This window comes from Maribacter taeanensis, assembly GCF_047345145.1.
Lineage (GTDB): Bacteria > Bacteroidota > Bacteroidia > Flavobacteriales > Flavobacteriaceae > Maribacter_C.
Window position 1 is genome coordinate 132791 of the sequence record NZ_JBLFER010000001.1, and the last position, 21511, is coordinate 154301.

Annotated in this window: 14 protein-coding genes; all 14 read left to right on the plus strand. The window is 36.0% G+C overall.

Translation table 11 applies throughout. From position 1 onward, the window contains the following. Positions 1 to 33 precede the first annotated feature (33 nt). On the plus strand, positions 34 to 2448 hold the full coding sequence (locus ACKWCD_RS00565) for a GumC family protein (protein WP_413981971.1): 2415 nt from the start codon (positions 34 to 36) through the stop codon (positions 2446 to 2448). Between the two features lie 54 nt (positions 2449 to 2502). Further along, positions 2503 to 3201 (plus strand): acyltransferase, encoded by a 699-nt coding sequence (locus ACKWCD_RS00570; protein ID WP_413981972.1) that lies wholly within the window; start codon positions 2503 to 2505, stop codon positions 3199 to 3201. A gap of 54 nt (positions 3202 to 3255) precedes the next feature. Further along, a complete protein-coding gene (locus tag ACKWCD_RS00575) occupies positions 3256 to 4626 on the plus strand; it encodes a lipopolysaccharide biosynthesis protein (RefSeq protein WP_413981973.1) in 1371 nt (456 codons plus the stop codon). Positions 4627 to 4651: 25 nt separating this feature from the next. Continuing rightward, on the plus strand, positions 4652 to 5845 hold the full coding sequence (locus ACKWCD_RS00580) for a glycosyltransferase (protein ID WP_413981974.1): 1194 nt from the start codon (positions 4652 to 4654) through the stop codon (positions 5843 to 5845). Next, positions 5838 to 7076, plus strand: coding sequence for a glycosyltransferase (locus ACKWCD_RS00585; RefSeq protein ID WP_413981975.1), 1239 nt, complete (start codon positions 5838 to 5840; stop codon positions 7074 to 7076). The genes ACKWCD_RS00580 and ACKWCD_RS00585 overlap by 8 nt, the downstream gene beginning before the upstream one ends. 1 nt (position 7077) lies before the next feature. Beyond that, complete coding sequence (locus ACKWCD_RS00590; RefSeq protein ID WP_413981976.1) at positions 7078 to 8376, plus strand: hypothetical protein; 1299 nt, start codon at positions 7078 to 7080, stop codon at positions 8374 to 8376. A 24-nt stretch (positions 8377 to 8400) separates the two neighbouring features. Next, a complete protein-coding gene (locus tag ACKWCD_RS00595) occupies positions 8401 to 9735 on the plus strand; it encodes a glycosyltransferase family protein (protein WP_413981977.1) in 1335 nt (444 codons plus the stop codon). Between the two features lie 309 nt (positions 9736 to 10044). Further along, positions 10045 to 12699 (plus strand): beta strand repeat-containing protein, encoded by a 2655-nt coding sequence (locus ACKWCD_RS00600; protein WP_413981978.1) that lies wholly within the window; start codon positions 10045 to 10047, stop codon positions 12697 to 12699. 113 nt (positions 12700 to 12812) lie between these two features. Next, positions 12813 to 13733: a glycosyltransferase family 2 protein gene (locus tag ACKWCD_RS00605; protein WP_413981979.1), complete on the plus strand. Its 921-nt coding sequence runs from the start codon at positions 12813 to 12815 to the stop codon at positions 13731 to 13733. A 375-nt stretch (positions 13734 to 14108) separates the two neighbouring features. Further along, on the plus strand, positions 14109 to 14861 hold the full coding sequence (locus ACKWCD_RS00610) for a WecB/TagA/CpsF family glycosyltransferase (protein ID WP_413981980.1): 753 nt from the start codon (positions 14109 to 14111) through the stop codon (positions 14859 to 14861). 341 nt (positions 14862 to 15202) lie between these two features. Continuing rightward, a complete protein-coding gene (locus ACKWCD_RS00615) occupies positions 15203 to 15745 on the plus strand; it encodes an acyltransferase (RefSeq protein WP_413981981.1) in 543 nt (180 codons plus the stop codon). A gap of 179 nt (positions 15746 to 15924) precedes the next feature. Beyond that, entirely contained in the window at positions 15925 to 16785 is an 861-nt protein-coding gene (locus ACKWCD_RS00620; protein ID WP_413981982.1) for an acyl-CoA thioesterase, read from the plus strand. Between the two features lie 71 nt (positions 16786 to 16856). Beyond that, a complete protein-coding gene (locus tag ACKWCD_RS00625; protein WP_413981983.1) occupies positions 16857 to 18407 on the plus strand; it encodes a long-chain-fatty-acid--CoA ligase in 1551 nt (516 codons plus the stop codon). A 235-nt stretch (positions 18408 to 18642) separates the two neighbouring features. Next, the gene (locus tag ACKWCD_RS00630) at positions 18643 to 21498 is read left to right on the plus strand and encodes a TonB-dependent receptor domain-containing protein (RefSeq protein WP_413981984.1); all 2856 of its coding nucleotides are present in this window, start codon (positions 18643 to 18645) and stop codon (positions 21496 to 21498) included. Positions 21499 to 21511: the final 13 nt, after the last annotated feature.

Consider the following 21511-nt stretch of genomic DNA (forward strand, 5'->3'; position numbering starts at 1 on the left):
CATGGTTATATCAATAAAATTAAAATTCCCCAAATGGACGAAGTAAATAAATCAAGCGCTGACGAGAACATCTTACGTATGCTCTTGGCAATGTTTTTACCCTATTGGCCCTTGTTTGCGTTGTTAATACCTGTTTGTATTATTGGGGCTTGGGGATACTTGAAAACTACTACACCGGTTTATGAAGCGGCTGCCACCCTTATTATTAAGGATGAAAATAAAGGAGTAGATGATTCCAAAGTATTGGAAGCAATGAACCCCTTTGATTCAAAAAAAATAGTAGAAAACGAACTTGAGATTATTAAGTCAAGGACTATTATGACTCAAGTGGTGAAAAATTTACAATTGTATGCACCTGTTTATGAGGATAAATTATATGGCTCAAAAGAAGCCTATACCACTTCACCTATAGTTGTTGAATTAAGAAATCCTGAAAACATCGTTGAACCAGCGAGTGGCAAATCATTAAAATTTTATTTTGAATATGATTCACTCAAAAATTTAGTTAAGATAAAAAACAAGTCTTATCCCATTGATGAGTGGGTTGAGGGACCTGTTTTTGGAGAGACTAAATTTAAATTAAATGCGAATAGATCGAGAACTGCTAAAAGAGCATTATACTTCTCGTTTGTTCATCCAAAGAATCTGACTCGCGGCCTTTTAAGTGGTTTAGAAGCTAGTCCCACCGATAAATTATCAACGGTAGTTCGACTTACTTATCGAGACCCAATACCTCAGAGAGGTGAAAACATACTAAATCATTTGATAGCAGCTTACAATCAAAAAGCCATCTCAGACCGAGATGATCTTGCATCAAATACGCTTACCTTTATTGATGATCGTATGAAAAAAGTTGAAAAAGAGCTCAATGAGCTTGAATCTTCGATTCAACGTTTTAGGTCTGAAAAGGGTGTTGTTGACTTAAGTGAACAAGGAAAACTTTATCTATATGATGTGGGTGAATATGATCGTCAAATAGCTAGCATAAGTAGGCAACTAGCGGTATTAAATAAAGTAGATCAATACGTAATCTCCAAGAAAAATCAAGCAGGTATTGTGCCAGCCACATTAGGGGTTGAAGACCGTGTTTTGTCCCAATTATTGGAGAAACTATATACTTCAGAAATGGAATATGAAAAACTGCGTAAAACCACAGCGGAGAACAACCCGATTCTGACAGCAGTAGCTGACGAAATCAATAAAATAAGACCTAGTATTCGTGAGAATATACGAAATCAAAAAAACAACCTTAGGGCAAGCTTAGGTAGTTTAAATTTTAATGCTAATCAATCCGCTTCAGCGCTTAAAAATATTCCAGAAAAAGAACGGGCGTTGCTTGAAATAGAACGAGGCAAAGAAATTAAGAACGAGTTGTATTCTTTTTTACAACAAAAAAGAGAAGAAACCGCGCTGAGTTATGCACCTAATGGGGGTGATGGTAGAATTGTTGATTTGGCAGAATCGTCAGAGGGGCCTGTTTCACCGAAATCTTCAATAATTTATTTGGTTGCCTTAATTTTAGGTTTTGGTATCGGTTTGGGATATATCATTTTCAAAGAAATGATGAACAGAAATGTGTTATTTCGCTCTGAAATTGAAAATTCTATCAATACACCTGTGGTACTAGAATTACCTCATTTAGATGATGTCGAAGAGTCCAAAAAACCTTCTAGTGCGTTCAGTTATATTACTAATAAACTTGGAATCAATTTTATTTTTTCTTCAAATAAAAAAACCTCTGAAATCAAACAAAATGAAGCCGTGCTTCTAAATCATTTTAGGCAACTTGGTTCTTCAATGGGGCTTTACGATCGTAATTTTACAAAAAAGAAAATTTTAATCACTTCAAGTATTGAAGGTGAAGGTAAAAGTTTCGTAGGTACAAATCTTGCCTATTGCCTCGCTCAATCAGGTAAAAAAGTTGCTCTGGTTGACATGGATTTTTTAAAGCCGCAAACATCGAGGTCCTTTGGAATTCTGAAACATAAAGGTGTTTTAGATTATCTGTCATACCAAGCTGACTACAAGGAGATTTTGACTAATTCTCATGGAAATAAAAACTTATTTATAGTTCCTGTTGGAAATAGGGTTGATGATCATACGCAACTTCTTTTGAATGGAAAATTAGATGTTCTCTTTGAAGAACTTTCTGATGAATTTGATTACGTGATTATTGATTCGGCTCCTGTGAATCTTGTTGCTGATGTAAAACTATTGGCAGATTATTGTGATGAAACGATTTACGTTATACTTCAGGGCAAAACACCGTTGAAGGTTCTAAGACACTTAGACGATTCTGAAACTTTGAAGAATCTTAAAAATGTGTCTGTTGTTTTTAATGGAATAAAACAAAGAGGACTCGTAAAGGGTAATTATAATTATGGCTACGGTTATAACACAAATTTATATGAAGAAGAATATGGTTCTGAAATAGCATCAAAATTGTAAATGAAATCTTGAGAGTTATCGCTTTATTGTAGTGGTTGGAAGAATAAAATAATCATGAAAGAACAATTAAAGTCTTTTGTAAAGCAGTCCCCCTTTCTATTGAAAACAATTAGAAACATACGAGAGGGTAAACTCTTTAAAAAACCATATTCTAAATCCGTAAAGGGAAAGAATAACATCCTGAAAATTAAAACTTCTGCACGATTAAATAATTGCAAAATAGATGTTGTCGGTAATTCAAATCAAATTACCATTGAAAGCGAAAGCCTTTTAAATAATGTTATCATATTTATTAGAGGTAACAATAATCAGATTACTATTTCGAAAGAAGTGAAGTTTAATCGTAGCGGAGAATTATGGATTGAGGACGATTTTTGTGAGTTATATATTGGCGAAAATTCAACCTTTGAGGAGACGCATATTGCTGTAACAGAACCAAATTCAAAAATTACAATTGGCATCGACTGCATGTTCGCAAATGACATTGATATTAGAACAGGTGATTCGCATTCGATTATCGATACCAAAAGTAACAAGAGAATTAATCACGCCCAAGACGTTGTCATAGCCGATCATGTATGGGTAGGCGCTCATACTTCAATACTTAAAGGATCAGGTTTAGCAACCAATTCTATTGTGGCTACAAGATCTGTGGTAACCAAACGTTTTGAAGAGCAGGGGGTGCTAATTGCCGGAATACCTGCAAAAGTTATTAAACAAGATATTACATGGGATAGAAAAAGAATTTACTAGATACTATTCAACCTGAAATTTCCTTTAACAAGACCAAAAACATACCCAATCAGTTTGATTCAAAAACTAATTCAAAAAATCAAAAATGCCTTTTTCGGAGGGCACGAACGAACCGTCAAGGCTAATAAAAATATTTTATTCTCCTTTGTAATAAAGGTGGTTAGTATTGTTATAAGCTTAGTTGTAGTGCCACTTACGCTCAACTATGTTAACCCCTCTCGATATGGTATTTGGCTTACGCTTAGCTCGATTGTAGCTTGGTTCAGTTTTTTTGATATTGGTATAACCCATGGTTTGAGAAATAAATATGCCGAAGCAAGGGCGAAAGGTGATACTAAAAGTGCTCAGATATATATAAGTACTACTTACGGAATACTAGCTATTGTTTTCGTGTCGATTTGGCTATTATTTTTAGTAGTCAATCCATTTTTAGACTGGTCTGATTTATTAAAACTATCGCCAGAATATAGTTCTGATGTTTCAAAACTCGCATTAATAGTTTTCACCTATTTCTGTATGCAATTTGTACTACGAACCATTACAACCATTATTTCTGCAGATCAAGAGCCTGCTAAAGCTTCCCTAATTGATGTAATTGGGCAAATCATTTCTTTGATAGTCATAGTTATACTAGTCAAAACTACCGAAGGCTCATTGGTCTATTTAGGTCTTGCGCTTTGTGTATCACCACTTTTGGCGCTCATAGGAGCAAATATTTTCTTTTTCAAAGGGAAATATCGTGAATTTAGACCGACTATTTCTAAAGTGAAATTCTCATATGCGAAGAGCCTATTTAATCTAGGGGTTGTGTTCTTCATTATTCAAATCGCCGGATTAATACAGTTTGAATCCGCTAATATTATTATATCAAGAAACTTTGGCCCGGCTGATGTTACTGACTATAATATTGTGTTTAAATACTTTGGAGTGTTAAGTATGGGTTTTACTATTTTTCTAACACCATTTTGGTCAGCTGCTACTGAAGCTTATGTAAAAAATGATATTGGTTGGATAAAAGAAAGTATGAAGAAATATAACATACTTAATATTTTCTTTGTTCTAGTTGGCATAATCATGCTCTTTTTCGCCGATTCCATCTATGATTTATGGCTAGGGAAGGATACCGTTCAAATTGACTATTTATTATCGCTGTGGGGTCTTATATTTTTTACGGTTTCCATTTTTGGATCAAAGTATGTGAGTTTCCTGAATGGCATAAGTGCACTTCGCCTACAGTTTTGGGCAAGTATAATAAGTCCTATTTTGTACATAGCGTTAACTTTGCTTTTTATTCAATATTTTGAAATGGGTGTTTATGCACTATTTGTAGCATCAGTTATCGCCAATTTTAATGCTTTCATTTTGGCGCCTATTCAATATCATATGATCATTAACAAAGGCAAAAAAGGTATTTGGATTCGCTAATGACAAACGCATTGAAAACAAAGTAATGAAGAACGATAGTTTTAGAAAAAGGCTTACAGAAAAGCTATGGTATACCTTTAGAGATCGGTTCTATTCGGAGCGAGTTGAAGACATGCCAGTTATTCAAAACATCAACTTTACAGCAACAAGACCTCAAAAGAAAGCAATAATAAGCTACTTAACCACCAGTTACATCGCTGATTGGGGCAACCAAAATATTGGCCGAACACAACCATTAGAAATTTTATCGATAGTAAAAGTTTTATCTGATCTTAACTATACAATCGATATTGTAAATTGTAATGACTTAAATGCCCTTCCTATAGTGGCAGCTAAGGAATATGATCTCATTTTTGGTTTTGGAGAAGTGTTTTATCAACTTACGCTTAAGCACCCAAATGCAATGTCAATAATTTATATGACAGAACATCACCCTGACTTTGCAGACCGCGAAGAGAAAAAGCGTATCGCTTATTTCTACGAACGTCATAGAAAAAAAGCACGAATTGTTAGAAGTGGAAATTTCTATAAATCCCATTATTTTGATCAACGATACTCTGCTGTTATCACGATGAGTGAAGTTGAACCTTACTTAAAAGAGTATGAAAATCTGTTCGCCATATTTCCTACGGGTATGATGAATACGAATTTCGTGTTTGAATCAAAAGAGCACGATACCGCAAGAAAACACTTCTTGTGGTTAGGTTCATATGGTGCAGTGCATAAAGGGCTTGATTTATTGTTAGATGTCTTTGAGAATAGAGAGGATATTATTTTACATATTGCGGGCCTATCAGAAGAGGATGAAAAACTTTTAAAGCCTAGTAAAAAAAGGAATATCATTAATCATGGCTATCTAAATATACAGAGTACTGCTTTTCTTGAGGTGGTAGCGAAGTGCAGCTTTATTGCATTGCCCTCATGTTCAGAAGCTTGCTCGACATCTATTACTACAGGAATGATCCATGGTCTAATACCAGTTGTAATGGAAGATTCGGGTTTCAATCGATTAGAAGAAAACGCTATTTTTCTTAAAGATTTTAAAATTTCTTATTTGGATAAGGAGCTCACAAAGATTTCGGAAATACCTGCTGATGATTTACAAATATTTAGTAAGAAGGTTTATGATTTTGCCAGGCAATATTTTGTTTTGAACTACTTCGAATCCAAATTAAAACAAATCATGAATACGGTCTTAGAAACTCAGAAACATGGTTAAAGTAGTCCACTTACAAACACATTTACCTTCTTCAGGTAATGCTGCTTTTCGCCTGCATCAAGCGTTAGGTAAAGGTGGTGTGCAATCAAGTATGTTGTCTTTAACCTCAGATGTTGGGGCAAACGCTAATCTTGACCACCTAAATTTAAAGGCCTCGATCATTGCAAGATTGAATAGTAAATTTCACAATCGCCATAATAAAAAGGTTATCGAGAAATTTGGTTTGTTCTCGTATCCTGTGTTAGGCAATGATGTTTCGAAACACCAATTTGTTGTTGAAGCTGATATCATTTATGTGCATTGGGTTCTTGCAGGATTCTTGAACTTCTCAGGGCTTGAAGAACTCATGAAATTAGGGAAGCCAATTATTTTTTTTATGCACGATATGTGGACTATAACAGGTGGTTGTCATCATAGTTTTACGTGCACCAAGTTTTCAGAAACTTGCAGTAGTTGTCAAATGTTCGAAAATGCTAAAACAAATGGACTTCCTGCAAAAGAACTAAAGAAAAAGTATCAATTATATAGCAAATACGATAATCTAAACTTTGTTTCGCCTAGTCGTTGGCTTTATGAACTTGCCAAAAATTCAGTTTTAACAAAAGAGAAACCAATTTTTCATATCCCTAATCTTGTTGACGCAACAATTTTTAAGCCTTCGGATAAAAAAGCAGCTAGGCAAATTTTAAACTTGCCACGTACGGGCACCTTAATAGGTTTTGGTGCTATTTCACCAAAAAGCCCCTATAAAGGTTGGTCTTATTTAAGGGAAGCTTTAGAGTTAGTAGCAAAGAAAGAAAGACCAGAAAATATTGATGTAGTTATCTTTGGTAGCGATTATGATGAAGAAATAGAGAAGGCCTTACCTTTTAAATGCCATTTCGTGGGTCGCTTGCGTGATGAATATTCAGCCGCATTGGTTTATAACGCTGTCGATCTTTTCGTGGCCCCTTCTCTCGCAGAAACATTTGGTCTGGTTATTCTAGAATCCTTAAGATGCGGTACACCTGTTGTAGCTTTTGAAACTGGCGGTATACCCGAATTGATAGATCATAAAAAGAACGGCTACCTAGCGAAATACAGAGACAGTTTAGATCTAGCGGAGGGAATTTCATTCTGTCTTACAAAATTGAGCAAAGTTGATGCCTTACCAGAATTTGATACAGAAGTAATTGTTAAACAACATTTAGAGCTTTACAAGCAGATAGCATCAAATAAAGTAATTGGTTGAAATGGCAAATTCTCCTAAAGAAATATTTAGAGTGCTAGGTGCAGATTTTCACCAGAAACCGGTGTACTACTATTTTTGGGGCGGTATTTTACTTTATATGCTTGGTTTTGCTCTTTCTACACTACCAAACCCAATTTATATCATCTGCGATGTATTGAGATTGGTGGGTATATTGATTTTTGCCACTTCTGGCTATCAGATGATATCCTATTCCTTTCAAGATAAATATCTCAAAATCATATTTACGCTATATATTTTTTGGATGGGGGTAACTGTTTTTAGAGGTTTAAAATTAGAATATGAATTTACCAAAGATTTACTTTTCAACCCATTTGGTGGGTTATTTCTATATTTTACACCTTTGTTTTTACTCTTTCCGAAAACCCACTTGTTCTATAAAGCTACCTTTAAAGCACTGATTTTTGCCGCCTTGCTCTTCGGTATTTTCATGTTGTATTCTTCAATTGATCTTCTTGATTTGAAATACGAATTAGGGCGAGATAGGCTTGAATATTATGTTAAATTATTAGGTCTTCCAGTGGGGTTCCTTGTATTGACTTATCCATACCACAATAAACAACGCAGATTTATAGCATTCTTTGTCATATTGTTGGTAGTATTATCAGCAACCTATAGGGCTAGAAGAGGATTAATGTTTATGTCTGGTACGGTATTCATTTTCACCTCATTTATTTACATCCTAAAAAATAAAAAACAATTTTTGACCATCTTTTTTGGTGCATTGTTAACCGTATTGTTCTCCGGTTATGCCTATTCACTTTTTGGCGCAGGAGATTCAGTTATAGTCAATAAAGTTACCGAACGCTTAGATGAAGATACGCGCACTGGGGTAGAGGAATATTATTATGCTGATATGCAGGTACGAGATTGGATTATTGGTAGGGGCATGAGTGGTCTGGTCGCTGCACCCATAGATGTTGATCCCTCAGAAGAGCATCCCGGATATAGAGATGGTGTTGAAACCGATTATCTTACCATCATTTTAAAGGGAGGTTTGATTAGTCTTGGGTTATTGTTATTGATTGCCATACCAGCTATGATCAAAGGTTTGTTCTTTTCAAAAAACTTGCTTTCAAAAGCTGCTGGTTTTTGGATTTTACTTTGGCTTGTCTCACTCTATCCTTCTACTGTAACATCATTTACCTTGAACTATATGTTGGTTTGGATTTCAATTGGAATTTGCTTTTCGGACACCATTCGCTTGAGCTCAGAGAATACTATAATAAAATACTTATCTGGAACAAAGCAAAACGCAGAAGTCAAAAAGAAATATTCGTAAAACGCTCTAGTAACTAAAAATTTTATGTCATTACCTAAAGTACTTATACTTAATCAACCATTTGTTACTGATACTGGAGGTGGAATTACCTTATCAAATCTTTTCTCAGGTTGGGATAAAGATAAATTGGCGGTTGCGTGCCTTGGCTATGTGTTAACTCCTCATATTGACCCAACAATATGCAATAACTATTATCAGCTGGGTGATGATGAGCGAAACTGGGTTTTTCCTTTGAATATCTTAAGTAGAACGTATAAAAGTGGTCCTATAAAATTTACAGATACTTCCAAAAAGAATGTTGTCGAAGAAGCCACTAAATCCAAAACCCGAGTGGGCTTTCTAAACAGATACTTAAATCCCTTTTTGGAGTATACGAGTCTTTCACAAATAATTTCAAAAACAACCTTGTCACCTAAATTTAAAGCATGGCTTGATGAATATTCTCCAGACGTAGTTTATGTACAATGTTCTACTCGTGAAAGTATTTTATTCTGTATTGAGGTTTTAAATTATCTAAAAAAGCCGAGTGTTTTTCATATGATGGATGATTGGCCAATGCTTATTGGTGTGAAGGGTCTTTTTAGTTCATATTGGAAAAATAAAATTGATAAAGAATTCAGGACTTTACTTAAGTCAATAGATACACATCTGGGCATTTGTGATTACATGGCAGACGCATACAAAAAGAGATATGGTTTTGACTTTGTAACCTTTCATAATCCCATTGACCTCGAATTCTGGCAGCAGGGACAAAAACAAGAATATGAGTTGAGTAGCTCACCAAAATTGATGTATGCGGGTCGTATCGGACTAGGTATTGATGATTCATTGAAAACCATTGCTAAGGCTATAGCAATAATAAATGCGGAGATGCAAATGAATATGCAATTTGTGATCCAGTCGCTCGCTCCACCAGTTTGGATAAAAAATTATCCAGTAGTGAAACATAAAAGTTTTGTGCCCTATTCGCAATTACCTTATGAATTTGGCTCTCCAGATTTTTTAATTTTACCCTATGATTTTAGTCCTGAGTCTTTGGCTTACATCAAATATTCGATGCCGACTAAAGCTTCTGAATACATGGCAAGTGGAACACCTATTATAATTTATGCACCACATGAAACAGCTTTGGTAGATTATGCTAATCAAAGCAAATGGGCAACTATTGTAACTGATAAAGAAGAAAATAAATTAATTGAAGGGTTGAAAAAAATGATTTTGGACAAGAATTATCGACGAAAGCTGGCAGAAACAGCAAAGGAGGTGGCAATTCAAAGACATGACATTCGAACTGTAACCAAAGATTTCCAAAAAATATTGGCCGATACGGCGTCGAAAATTAAAAAAGTATCGTATTAATACTAGTGGATATTATCATTTTTTTAGTAGGACTTAACGATTAATCAATGCGATTATCGAAAATCCCATATTTCTACTTTCAAAAAATCTATTTTTACAGATTGATTCAAGTGGAGACTCTAATTTTGCACTAGCACTATTTGATTATTTAGGTTTATTCGTTTTGTGTATACTTAATAATATGATTTAAAGTAGGGTTTTTGCTGGGTTGGCGGTTTTAATAAGAACGAGTACAAATTGAGCAAAATTAGATTAAATATTCATTTTCAACAGATTAGATAGTTTAGAACACTATTAAAGTTATAAATAATGAAAAATAGAGTCCCCTTTTTAACTGTGTTTTGTAAACAGAGTATAGTTATTTTGCTTTTTCTTCTATCGCTTACCAGTTCTATCGCTCAGGTAAAAATTGGCGATAATCCAGAAAATATTGATCCAGCCTCGCTTTTAGAACTTGAAAGTACTGATAAGACCATGGTTCTATCTAGAATCACTACGGCTCAAATGCAAGCAATAACTCCATTACAAGGTGCCGTAATCTATAATCTGGAAGAGCAATGTGTTTTTTATTATAACGGTTCAAATTGGGTAAATCTATGCAGAGATGGAAACGGGTTTTCAATAGTCGATAATGGAGACAATACGTACACGGTTAATGATGGTACGAATCCTGAATTTACGTTTTCAACCAACACGGAAACCATTACCAGTATTAACCAAAATGCCGATGGAACATACATCTATACCAATGAAGCCGGTGAAGAATTTGAAATACCTAATGGTTCTGGAACAGGAACAGGTTCATTATCCATAACTGACAATGGAGATAATACCTACACCTTCAACGATGGTACTATTCCCGCATTTACACTTTCGGCTAATCCTGAAACCGCGACCAGTATTGTACAAAATACTGATGGATCGTATACATATACCAATGAAGCCAATGTTGAATTTGAAATTGCCAATGGGTCAGGCAATGGTTCTTTATCCATTGTAGATAACGGAGATGATACCTATACCGTAAATGATGGTACAAATCCTGAATTTATCATAACTGCGAAACCGGAAACTATTACTAGAATTGTTGAGAATGGAGATGGAAGCTTTACCTATTTCGATGAGGCTAATGGAGAAACAACAATAACTTCATCTTCTTTATCCATTGTAGATAATGGAGACGATACCTATACAGTGAATGATGGTACAAATCCTGAATTTATCATAACTGCGAAACCAGAAACTATTACCAGAATTGTTGAGAATGGAGATGGAAGCTTTACCTATTTCGATGAGGCTAATGGAGAAACAACAATAACTTCATCTTCTTTATCCATTGTAGATAATGGAGATGATACCTATACAGTGAATGATGGTACAAATCCTGAATTTATCATAACTGCGAAACCGGAAACTGTTACCAGAATTGTTGAGAATGGAGATGGAAGCTTTACCTATTTCGATGAGGCTAATGGAGAAACAACAATAACTTCATCTTCTTTATCCATTGTAGATAACGGAGACGATACCTATACTGTAAATGATGGTACAAATCCTGAATTTATCATAACTGCGAAACCGGAAACTGTTACTAGAATTGTTGAGAATGGAGATGGAAGCTTTACCTATTTCGATGAGGCTAATGGAGAAACAACAATAAGTTCATCTTCATTGTCAATTGTAGATAACGGAGACGACACCTATACGGTAAATGATGGCACAAATCCTGAATTTACCATAACTGCGAAACCGGAAACTATTACAAGTATTACCGAAAATGGGAATGGAACATACACCTACACCAATGAAGCAAATGAAACAGTTACTATTTCTTTTAGCGGAACTAGTGAACAAGGTTCTGTCTTTTTTGCGGATGATAATAACGGCTTGGCTGAAAGCAATGGTCAATTTTTCTGGGATAATGCAAATTCGCGCCTAGGATTAGGAACAAACACAAATCTCACCGACAGACTCACATTAAATGGCTCCATCGGTATCTCAGACGGTAGCGTGACAGAACCATCATACCGATTTTCAGCGGACCCCGATACTGGCATTTTCAGGGCTGCCGATGATGAGTTAGGTTTCACAGTTGGTGGAAGCTCAAATATGAAATTGACTAATGGGGGTTTAAATTTGAATGACGCACTACCTCTTACTACCGGCTTTAACGATATGCCCTTATTGATTCGTGCCAAAGAAAACGAACTTTTTGGTCTACAACGAAATAATGGAGAATTAAAATGGATTGTTAATCTATTTCAGCAAACGGAAAGTGTTCGTGGTGGTTTAAGATTTGATGAAGCCGGCTTTGGTACAAGGTTTTTTATTGAAAATGCAAGAAACCCCGGAGGGCCCGATTTTGGAAGAATAGGGATTAATACGCAAGCCCCTCAATCAACCTTGCATGTTGTCGGTACTATGCGTGTTACTGACTTACCTCCTTCGCAGGTCGGAGATACTTTTGTGACTGTTGATGGCGCAGGTAACTTTCGTAAGTCCGCTAATGCACAGCCTGTAGTTACTGGTGGTGGCCGCTGGACAAATGCCACGGAACCACTTTCATTAAGTGGTGGCGTATCCAATATACCCATATTTGATGATGAAGATTATAACGATGGAACTACCGAATTCTACGAGGTGAATTCAAATATTTTAACAATCAAATCAGATGGAAGGTACGATATCGCAGCAACCATTTCCTTGGTAGGAAACGTAAAAGCAGATGGAAGTCCAGGCAATACTCGGGCCAGAATTACGGTAAATGGTTCGGAAGTAGGTGCCATTAATGTAGCAGCAAATAGTGGTTCAACCGAGTCCAATGCATTTTCAAGCATTCATATTAGCGACGTTTTAAATCTTCAAAAAGATGATTTGATACGAATTAAACTGTTGACCAATGTTGAAGAAACACTGGAATTTGCTGGACCACAAACTTCCGTTTTTACCATAAAGAAACTATAATCATAAAGGTGTTAATTTTGATTTTTTATCATTTTCAGATGATATGAAATGAACTTAGTATATGAAGAATAAAATTTCGATGTAATGAGTAATCTTTGTACTAGTGAGGTAATATGAATCAAGTGGTTATAGGTATACCAACTTACAAGAGACCAGAAATGCTTGAGAAATTGATTCTCAGTATTTATGCGAGTCAAATAAACCACGATCTGATTGATGCGATAAACATTGTCGTAGTTGATAATGATTCAGAGCGAACGGCGGAGTTTGTAATAGATGCTCTTAAAAGCAACTGCATTCTCCCTTTTACAATTCACTATTTCAATTACCCCAAAAAAGGGCTTACCCACGTAAGAAATGAGATTTTGAAACAGTCTCTGAAATTTAATCCAGAATATATTGCATTTGTTGATGATGACGAGTATGTCACAGAAAATTGGTTAAACGAACTTGTTAAAACCATGATTAATACGAATGCTGATATAGTTCAAGGCCCTAATTTGCCTGTTTTTGAAAAAGAAGTACCTGATTATATTTCACGTTGGTTTCATGTAGAAAATTTTGAAACCAATACGCAAATGGAACTTGTTGAATCAAACAACCTTTTGATTAAATCAAAATTCCTGGATGACCATAATCTCCGTTTCGATTCCAGATTTGATCAAACCGGTGGAGAAGATACTTTTTTTGGCGTACAAGCACTTGAGAAAGGTGCCCGTATTTTCTGGTCCCACGATGCGATTGTTTATGAAACAATTCCTGAAAAACGAGCTACTCTAAAATGGCTAATGCGCAGAATTTATAGATCGGCATCTACCTTTACTTATATTCTTAAGCTAAAGAAATCGTATGTGATGCTTATCCGTAAATTCTTCATAAGTATACTGTATTTAATATTCGGAATTTGTAGTCTTGCGTTTCTACCTTTTTCTCATAAACACAAATATTTAGGATTGACTAAAATCAGTGAAGCATGCGGTGGCTTTGCAGGAATGATTAATCTCAGGTACAAAGAGTACGCAGAAAATAATTGAAGCAAGTATGTTCAATTGTTAACCTAAAGACCCAGATAGAACCCCACTAATAGTCGACTATTCGTCGAAACGGACTGATAGTTCCTAGAAAACGAACTGAACCTTTGTTCTTGGATAGAAAAAATTAAGTTAAGAAAGGATCGGTTTACTAGTGGGGTTCAGTATGTTTTTTCTTACTTTAATTCATTATGCGTTTACTGCAATTCCAAATTAATAGATATTACGGTTTTCGGTACTATCAAAGTGTAAGTGTCAGCAGTAAATAAGGTAACTGTTAGGAAAATTCTGTCTGTGAACGATTATTTCATCCTTTCACATATAATGGAATCTATTTCCTATAATTATTTTGTTATTTTGTTTTAAATGATTTGAGGCATGGATACGGTTAATATTCTGAACTGCAATATTGCTAAGGTAAAAATGACCGAAGTTATAGGCATGGTCGAAGATTTCATTAAGGTGGGTGAATTCCACTCAGGTGGAGGTATCAATGCAGATCAGCTTGTGAAAATTAATGAGAGTCCTGTATTCAAAGAGATAATGCAAAAGTCAGATATTCTATTTGCTGACGGAATGTCTGTAATTTTTGCCTCTAACCTGCTGAGAACTCCATTGCCAGAGCGTGTTGGTGCAACAGATGTATTTGAAAACTTACTCAATCTAGCCGTCGAAAAGAACTACGGCGTCTTTTTTTTAGGAACGAAAGATAAGATTCTTGAAAAGGCGATTGACCATTATCGTACGACTTATAAAGGATTGAAAATATCAGGTTACCGCAATGGGTATTGGAAGCCCGATGAGGAAGATGATGTGGTTGAAAAAATCAATAGTTGTTCACCTGATTTATTGTTTTTGGGCATGTCGTCTCCTAAGAAGGAAGAATTTATTGAAAGAAACAAGCATCAACTAAAATCTGTGTCTTTTGCATTGGGAGTGGGAGGAGCCTTTGACATTCATGCCGGAGAATATGCTCGTGCACCAGTTTGGATGCAAAAACTATTTCTAGAGTGGTTTTTTAGGCTGCTTCAAGAACCTAGAAGATTATTTTGGAGATATTCTGTGAACAACACCAAGTTTCTTTATTTGCTTTCCAAAGGAATCTTAAAGAGAATGGCAACTTCGAATTAAAAGCTAATATTTATAAAAAAATAATACCTATTTAGATTTCTAAAACGAAAACAAGATTTTTTTATGTCAAATAACTTACTCGTGCCATGATTTGGTTCAAACAATTGTAAAAAATGAAACAACATCATATATATCTGGTTTACTCCAGAGCACCAAAATTGACTTTCACCTCTTGTTCAAACTTATTTGGAGTTTCAATTTCATATAATTTTTCCCAAGAAACAAAGATTTTAGCACCCACATCACTTTAATTTATTTATGTATTCTAAAAAAAGGAATTATCGGCAGATGTTTTTTAAAATGCTAAGTCTAAACCCTTTCACCTACCTAATATGCTAATCATGAAACCTCTTATCAAGAAAATTAGAATCTGGTATTTGCGCAATATAAAGTGGCGTAACTACAAATTTGGGAAGAATTTTTATGTGGGTTTAAGCGTATATATGTGGGCACGAGATGAATTGAAAATTGGCGACAATTTCTATATGGGAAGGGACTCACAGATCGAGACAGATTGTATTATCGGTGATAATGTCATGATTGGTAACAAGGTAGGTCTTGTCGGCAAGTATGATCATAATTATCAAAAAACAGGTGTTCCGATGAGACTCGCTCCTAAAATCAGAGATGAGGATTATGATTGGAAAGGGCTTAATCAGCGAACGATTATTGAAGACGATGTTTGGATTGGTTATGGCTCCATAATAATGAGTGGTGTTACCTTAAAAAAAGGCTGCATTATAGCAGCAGGATCGGTTGTTACAAAAGATACAGAGGCCTATACTATTTTTGGAGGAAATCCAGCAAAGAAAATAGCGGATAGATTCGATAGCGAAGCAGATTTGGAAGCTCATATCAAAGCAGAATCAGATTTTTCAAAATAGGTACTTGACTAGTTTTAAAAATGCCAATGAGTATGTAGTGAGCGGGTAATGAAATAAAGGGTATTTCAATCATCAAGTGCCCAAAAAATCTTTTTTGGCGAACAAGGCTAATCAATGGCACAATTACTTTTTTATCTCTTCCTTAAAGCATTACTTTTAGTGCCCAAAAGCTATTTCCCATGGAATCTATAAAAGATTTAATTGAACTCCTTAGTCTTAAAAGAATAGATGAAAACATTTTCGAGGGTGAAAATTACCAGGCCCCTTGGGGCAGGGTCTTTGGCGGACAAGTATTAGGTCAAGCTTTACATGCTGCCTACCAAACCGTTCCAGAAGAAAGAATAGCACATTCTTTACATGGGTACTTTATTTTGGGTGGTGATTTGAAGTATCCAATCAGATATGAAGTTGATACTATTCGTAACGGTGGTAGTTTTACGACCAGAAGAGTAGTGGCGCTACAAAACGGAAAAGCCATTTTTAATATGGCCGCTTCCTTTCAAGTAAAAGCAGATGGAGTCGATCATCAAATTCCAATGCCCAATTTGATTCCACCTGAGAAATTGACTACAAGTTTAGAACAGTTAGAAGAAATCAAAGATGCATTTCCGAGTGCTTATCAAAGATTAAAGGCGATTCAACCTAAAGTATTTGAATTTAAGCCTGTGGAAAAATTTACCACACAATTGGCAAAAAACGGCTCTCCTTTTTTCCATACTTGGCTCCGTACATCTGAGAAGGCGGAGATTGATATAAGAATGCAGCATCAGTTACTGGCTTACGCCTCTGATTACAATTTATTGACTACTGCTACTTTACCGCATCGAGAGCAATTAAATAAAGGAAAAACCTTCTACGCTAGTTTAGATCATGCTATTTGGTTTCATCGTGATTTTGATATTAGAAAATGGTTGCTCTACAGTATGGATAGCCCAAGTGCATCAAACTCCCGAGGATTTGCCAGAGGAAGTGTCTTCGATCGACAAGGTATTTTGGTAGCTTCCGTAGCACAAGAGGGTTTGATGCGTCAAAGTATTTAAATCAAGCGTTTGGTAAGAACCAATCGATTTGATACATTGTAGGGTGTTCTTTCAAACGATATAAACATCCTATGCTAAATCTCTCCACCTTATTAGAAAACAGCGCTCATAAGTATGCCAACAAGACGGCTTATACCTTTATGGATACAAGTCTTAGTTTTGCTCAAATCAATGGAGCTGCGAATCAGGTAGCAAATGGTCTAGTTGACCTAGGAATTAAACAAGGAGATAAAGTGGCGATAAGTTGTTTTAATCTTCCGTATTTCCCAATTATTTATAACGGAATTTTAAAGGCTGGTGCTATTGTAGTTCCTTTAAGCGTTCTGTTGAAATCTGATGAAATTCAATATCATTTAGAGAATAGTGATGCAAAAGCGTATTTCTGTTTTGTTGGCACGGAAGACTTACCAATGGGACAAATGGGTTATGAGGGTTTCCAAAAAGCTGATGCTTGCAAACATTTTATGATGATTATGCCGAAAGCAGAGATGCCTTCACCAATAGCAGGAACTAAAACTTTGGGAAGTCTTATGCAAGGCCAATCTCCCAGTTTTGATACAGTAGCAACCAAATCTTCTGATACAGCAGTTATTATTTATACATCAGGAACAACAGGAAGACCTAAAGGTGCCGAATTAACACATTCAAATCTTTTTGCCAATACGGTTCTAAGTGCTGATTTGATTGACTGCCGCTCAGAAGATGTTCATTTGATTGTGCTGCCGCTGTTTCACATTTTTGCAATGACTGTGATGATGAACGCCGCACTTTATAGAGGTGCTACTTCCATATTATTGCCTCGTTTTGATGCGGAGACAGTTTTAAATTTGATGAACAAACACAAAGTGACCATATTCGCAGGTGTACCAACAATGTACTGGGGACTTAACAGCTACTTAGATACCAATGATTTTGATATTTCAGATGTACAAACGAATTTGAAGACTTGTGTTTCAGGGGGCGCATCTTTACCTGTTCCAGTGCTCGAGAAGTTCGAAGAACGTTTTGATATCACGATTTTAGAGGGCTTCGGAATGTCTGAAGGCTCACCTGTGGTGACATTTAATCAATCAGATGTAGGTAGAAAAATAGGCTCTGTGGGTACTCCAGTTTGGGGTGTTCAAGTGAAGTTGGTAGATGAAACAGGAGAAAATGTTCCAGTTGGTGAGAAAGGAGAACTTTTATATAAGGGTCACAATGTGATGAAAGGGTATTATAAGAATCCTGAAGCTACAGCAAAAACGATTAAAAATGGTTGGTTGCATTCTGGAGATATCGCTGTAAAAGATGAAGATGGGTTTTATTTCATTGTTGATCGTACCAAAGATATGATCATACGCGGTGGACTTAATGTATACCCTAGAGAAGTTGAAGAGGTTATGATGAAGCATCCCGCGGTCTCTATGGCTGCCGTTATTGGAGTTCCAGATATGAAAATGGGTGAAGAAATTAAAGCTTTTATTGTATTGAATGAAGGGCAAACCGCCACAGAAGAGGATTTGACAGAATACACGAAAGCAAATATAGCAGCCTATAAATACCCTAGAATTATTGAAATTACCGATACACTTCCAATGAGTGCAACAGGTAAAATCTTGAAGAAGGAACTCAGAAAAAGCTAATTTTTTTCTCCCCGGGATATTATATTTCCTAATTGCAGTTTTGTATTTCCAAGTAGCCGTGTCAATAAGTCAAGGATGAGCCATCCTTTTGCGCCTTAAATTTCTTCCCTCTAGATAAAATAAAAGATGTAATTACCGTTTGATAGTTTAAGAAGATAAATCAGAAAAACTGATTGTTGCGAGAACATAGGATGCAATTACTGTTTATCTTTGCCAACTTATAAGAAAAATCCATATGAGTAAAGTTACTTTTCCTTTATTTTTAGTTTTATTTTTTACACTTTCGGCTACTGTTTTTGGGCAAGTTGAGGTCAACGGTTTGGTGAATGACACTTCAGGAAAACCACTCGCTGGAGCAACTATTAGTTTGGAACCATCAAACCAATTTACCAGTACCGATAGGGATGGAAATTTCAAATTGAGTAATATTGATTCTGGAGATTATAGCCTTAGGATTAGTTATTTAGGATTCAAAACCTATAGTGATACAATAAGTATAGGTGCCGAAAATATTTCTTTGACTTTTGAACTGGAAGCAGATCTGTTGAACCTTCAAAACGTAGTAGTAACTGGAAACTTTGATCCAAGAGTGCAATTGGAATCTAGTACCGCGGTAACAACATTAGGTTCGGCAGCTTTACAACGAACTTTTTCTAGAGGAACAGCTGATGTTTTACAAGCCATTCCCGGAACATTTACTGATCCGTCTGCAGGTGAGGTATTTACTAAAGTATATTCACGTGGTATTTCGGCCTCGGCTGAAGATGATTTAGGGTGGTACTATGTTTCTTTGCAGGAAGATGGATTACCAGTTAGTCTTGTGCAACATTCTTACTATACTCCAGAACTTTTTCATCGCTTGGATTTAACAACAGAAAAAGTAGAGGGTATACGAGGCGGAAGTGCGGCAATAACAGCTTTAAATGCTCCTGGTGGAATTTATAATTTCATATCAAAAGGAATAAGCAAAGATTTCGAAGGAAAAGCACAAGTTCAAGGCGGCTTGCAAGGTGAAAGTAATCCATACTATCGTGCAGATGTTGTTTTTAGTGGCCCTTTAGGAAACAATTGGTTCTATTCTGCCGGTGGACATTATCGTCGCGATGATGGGGCTCGTAACACAGATTTCACCTTTAGTAAAGGCGGACAAGCAAAATTCAATTTGACGAAAATTAATGATAAAGGTTATTTTAAGTTCTACGGAAAAATATTAGATGATTTCACAAATAGATGGACAGGTGTAGCCGCAACCAATTGGAATGACCCCCAAGCTGCTTTTGGACAAGATTTTAATACCACGGCTTTAATGATGCCTTCTTTTAATACACCCATACCAGATGGTCGTCGATTGGCTGAAGGTGCTACAAATGATTTTGATCCTTCACAAGGTGTACATGCACAAGACCGTGCTTTCGGAGTTGATTTGCTGCAAGATTTGGGAAATGGGTGGTCCGTTCGTAATAACTTGAAATTCTCGAGAAAGGCAGCTAATTGGCAGACTTCCATCAGTAATAACTTTGTTTCCTTAGATGACTTTCTGGTTTCAGGATTAAGCCGAGATTTTGGAATTTTATTTGGCGGTGATTTTTCCGCTTTCGGAAACTTAGTTTTTCGTGATGCTAAAACGGGCAGTGAGATAGCACAAGTAAATAATTTTGGTTCCTTGGGAATTTTTCAAGGTCAAGCACCTAGTTTCGAATACATTGGGAGTGGTAGATTACCAAATGATGGTATAATGGGGACTGCTGCATGGTACAATGACAATTCAGCGAAAGAGTGGATGGACCAATTGACCTTTCGTAAACGAGCCGAGAACCACGATTTAAATTTTGGTCTGGCAGGTGGTTTTTCAAATTCTTCTCTATTTACACAAGGTAGTTTTGGCTATGTTACCTATGAACCAAATCCAAGAATGTTAAGTGTTACGGTTGAAAACCCAGGTGAACCGGTTCTTAGTCTTTCTGATGAGAATGGAGTTAGCAATTATGGAGGACTTTTCTTTGTGAATTCCCGCGTAGAGGTAAGCCAAATTGCCGCTTTTGTGAATGACCGCTGGAAAATTGCGGAGAAATTTCATTTAGATCTAGGACTTCGTTACGAAACGATACAACATAAAGGTAGCAAAGATCGTTTCTCACCTTTCGATGGCTCAGGCGGAGTAGATGGAGACACCAGTACTTTGTATGATAGTAGCATTTTTGTGCCTACCGGAGAACGAGATGAGTTTGATTATAACTACGCATATCTATCACATTCTATAGGATTGAATTATAAATTTCAGGATGACGCTGCACTTTTTGCTCGATTTTCTGGGGGAAATAAGGCACCTGAGTTGGATTATTACTATAATAATTTTTCAAATGTTCCTATTAACCAAAAAGGCGAAGTCCAAAAGATTAATCAACTTGAAATGGGTTTGAAATGGAACCTTTCCAATTTCTCATTTACTACAACCGCTTTTTGGAGTCAGCTAAGAAATATTGGAGTAAATAATTTCGAATTCGATGAAGGTTCGGGTACTGTGTTTTATACGCCTATACAATTTAATGGTTCACGGACTATTGGGCTGGAGTGGGAGAGTGTATACTCATTGACATCAAATCTAAAACTAGCTTTCAACGGAACATTGCAAAATCCGATTGCTACGGACTGGACCATCTATGATGCGGGTGGCTCTGTCGAGACGGAGGATGATTCTGTTGTTGACTATTCTGATAATGTCCTTCCTTTTAACCCAAAAGTGATGTTTAATCTTGGTACAGAATATCAGAAAAATAAATTTGATGCCTTTTTAAGATGGCAGTTTATGGGAGAGCGTGAAGGAAATATCGCAAATGCATTCCAATTACCTTCATATAGTATTTTTAATTTAGGCCTAGGATATTCCATTAGTAAAAACCTATCTGCAAATTTGGTAGTTACAAACCTTTTCAATTCAGAAGGCTTAGCAAATTTCTTTGGAGCAAATAGTTTTGGTGCTAATGCCAACGGCACTACATCTGATTTTATTCAAGCGAACCCAGATTCAAGTTTTGTTGTGGTTCCCGTTTTACCTAGAGGGAGTTTGTTGAAATTGAGCTATACATTCTAAAACATAAAAAGAG

Bases quoted from the DNA above. Each gene is read 5' to 3' on its own strand.
- ACKWCD_RS00605 (WP_413981979.1), top strand. From the start codon at position 12,813: ATGAATCAAGTGGTTATAGGTATACCAACTTACAAGAGACCAGAAATG.
- ACKWCD_RS00600 (WP_413981978.1), top strand. From the start codon at position 10,045: ATGAAAAATAGAGTCCCCTTTTTAACTGTGTTTTGTAAACAGAGTATA.
- ACKWCD_RS00585 (WP_413981975.1), top strand. From the start codon at position 5,838: ATGGTTAAAGTAGTCCACTTACAAACACATTTACCTTCTTCAGGTAAT.
- ACKWCD_RS00570 (WP_413981972.1), top strand. From the start codon at position 2,503: ATGAAAGAACAATTAAAGTCTTTTGTAAAGCAGTCCCCCTTTCTATTG.
- ACKWCD_RS00610 (WP_413981980.1), top strand. From the start codon at position 14,109: ATGGATACGGTTAATATTCTGAACTGCAATATTGCTAAGGTAAAAATG.
- ACKWCD_RS00625 (WP_413981983.1), top strand. From the start codon at position 16,857: ATGCTAAATCTCTCCACCTTATTAGAAAACAGCGCTCATAAGTATGCC.
- ACKWCD_RS00630 (WP_413981984.1), top strand. From the start codon at position 18,643: ATGAGTAAAGTTACTTTTCCTTTATTTTTAGTTTTATTTTTTACACTT.
- ACKWCD_RS00580 (WP_413981974.1), top strand. From the start codon at position 4,652: ATGAAGAACGATAGTTTTAGAAAAAGGCTTACAGAAAAGCTATGGTAT.
- ACKWCD_RS00590 (WP_413981976.1), top strand. From the start codon at position 7,078: ATGGCAAATTCTCCTAAAGAAATATTTAGAGTGCTAGGTGCAGATTTT.
- ACKWCD_RS00595 (WP_413981977.1), top strand. From the start codon at position 8,401: ATGTCATTACCTAAAGTACTTATACTTAATCAACCATTTGTTACTGAT.
- ACKWCD_RS00615 (WP_413981981.1), top strand. From the start codon at position 15,203: ATGAAACCTCTTATCAAGAAAATTAGAATCTGGTATTTGCGCAATATA.
- ACKWCD_RS00565 (WP_413981971.1), top strand. From the start codon at position 34: ATGGACGAAGTAAATAAATCAAGCGCTGACGAGAACATCTTACGTATG.
- ACKWCD_RS00620 (WP_413981982.1), top strand. From the start codon at position 15,925: ATGGAATCTATAAAAGATTTAATTGAACTCCTTAGTCTTAAAAGAATA.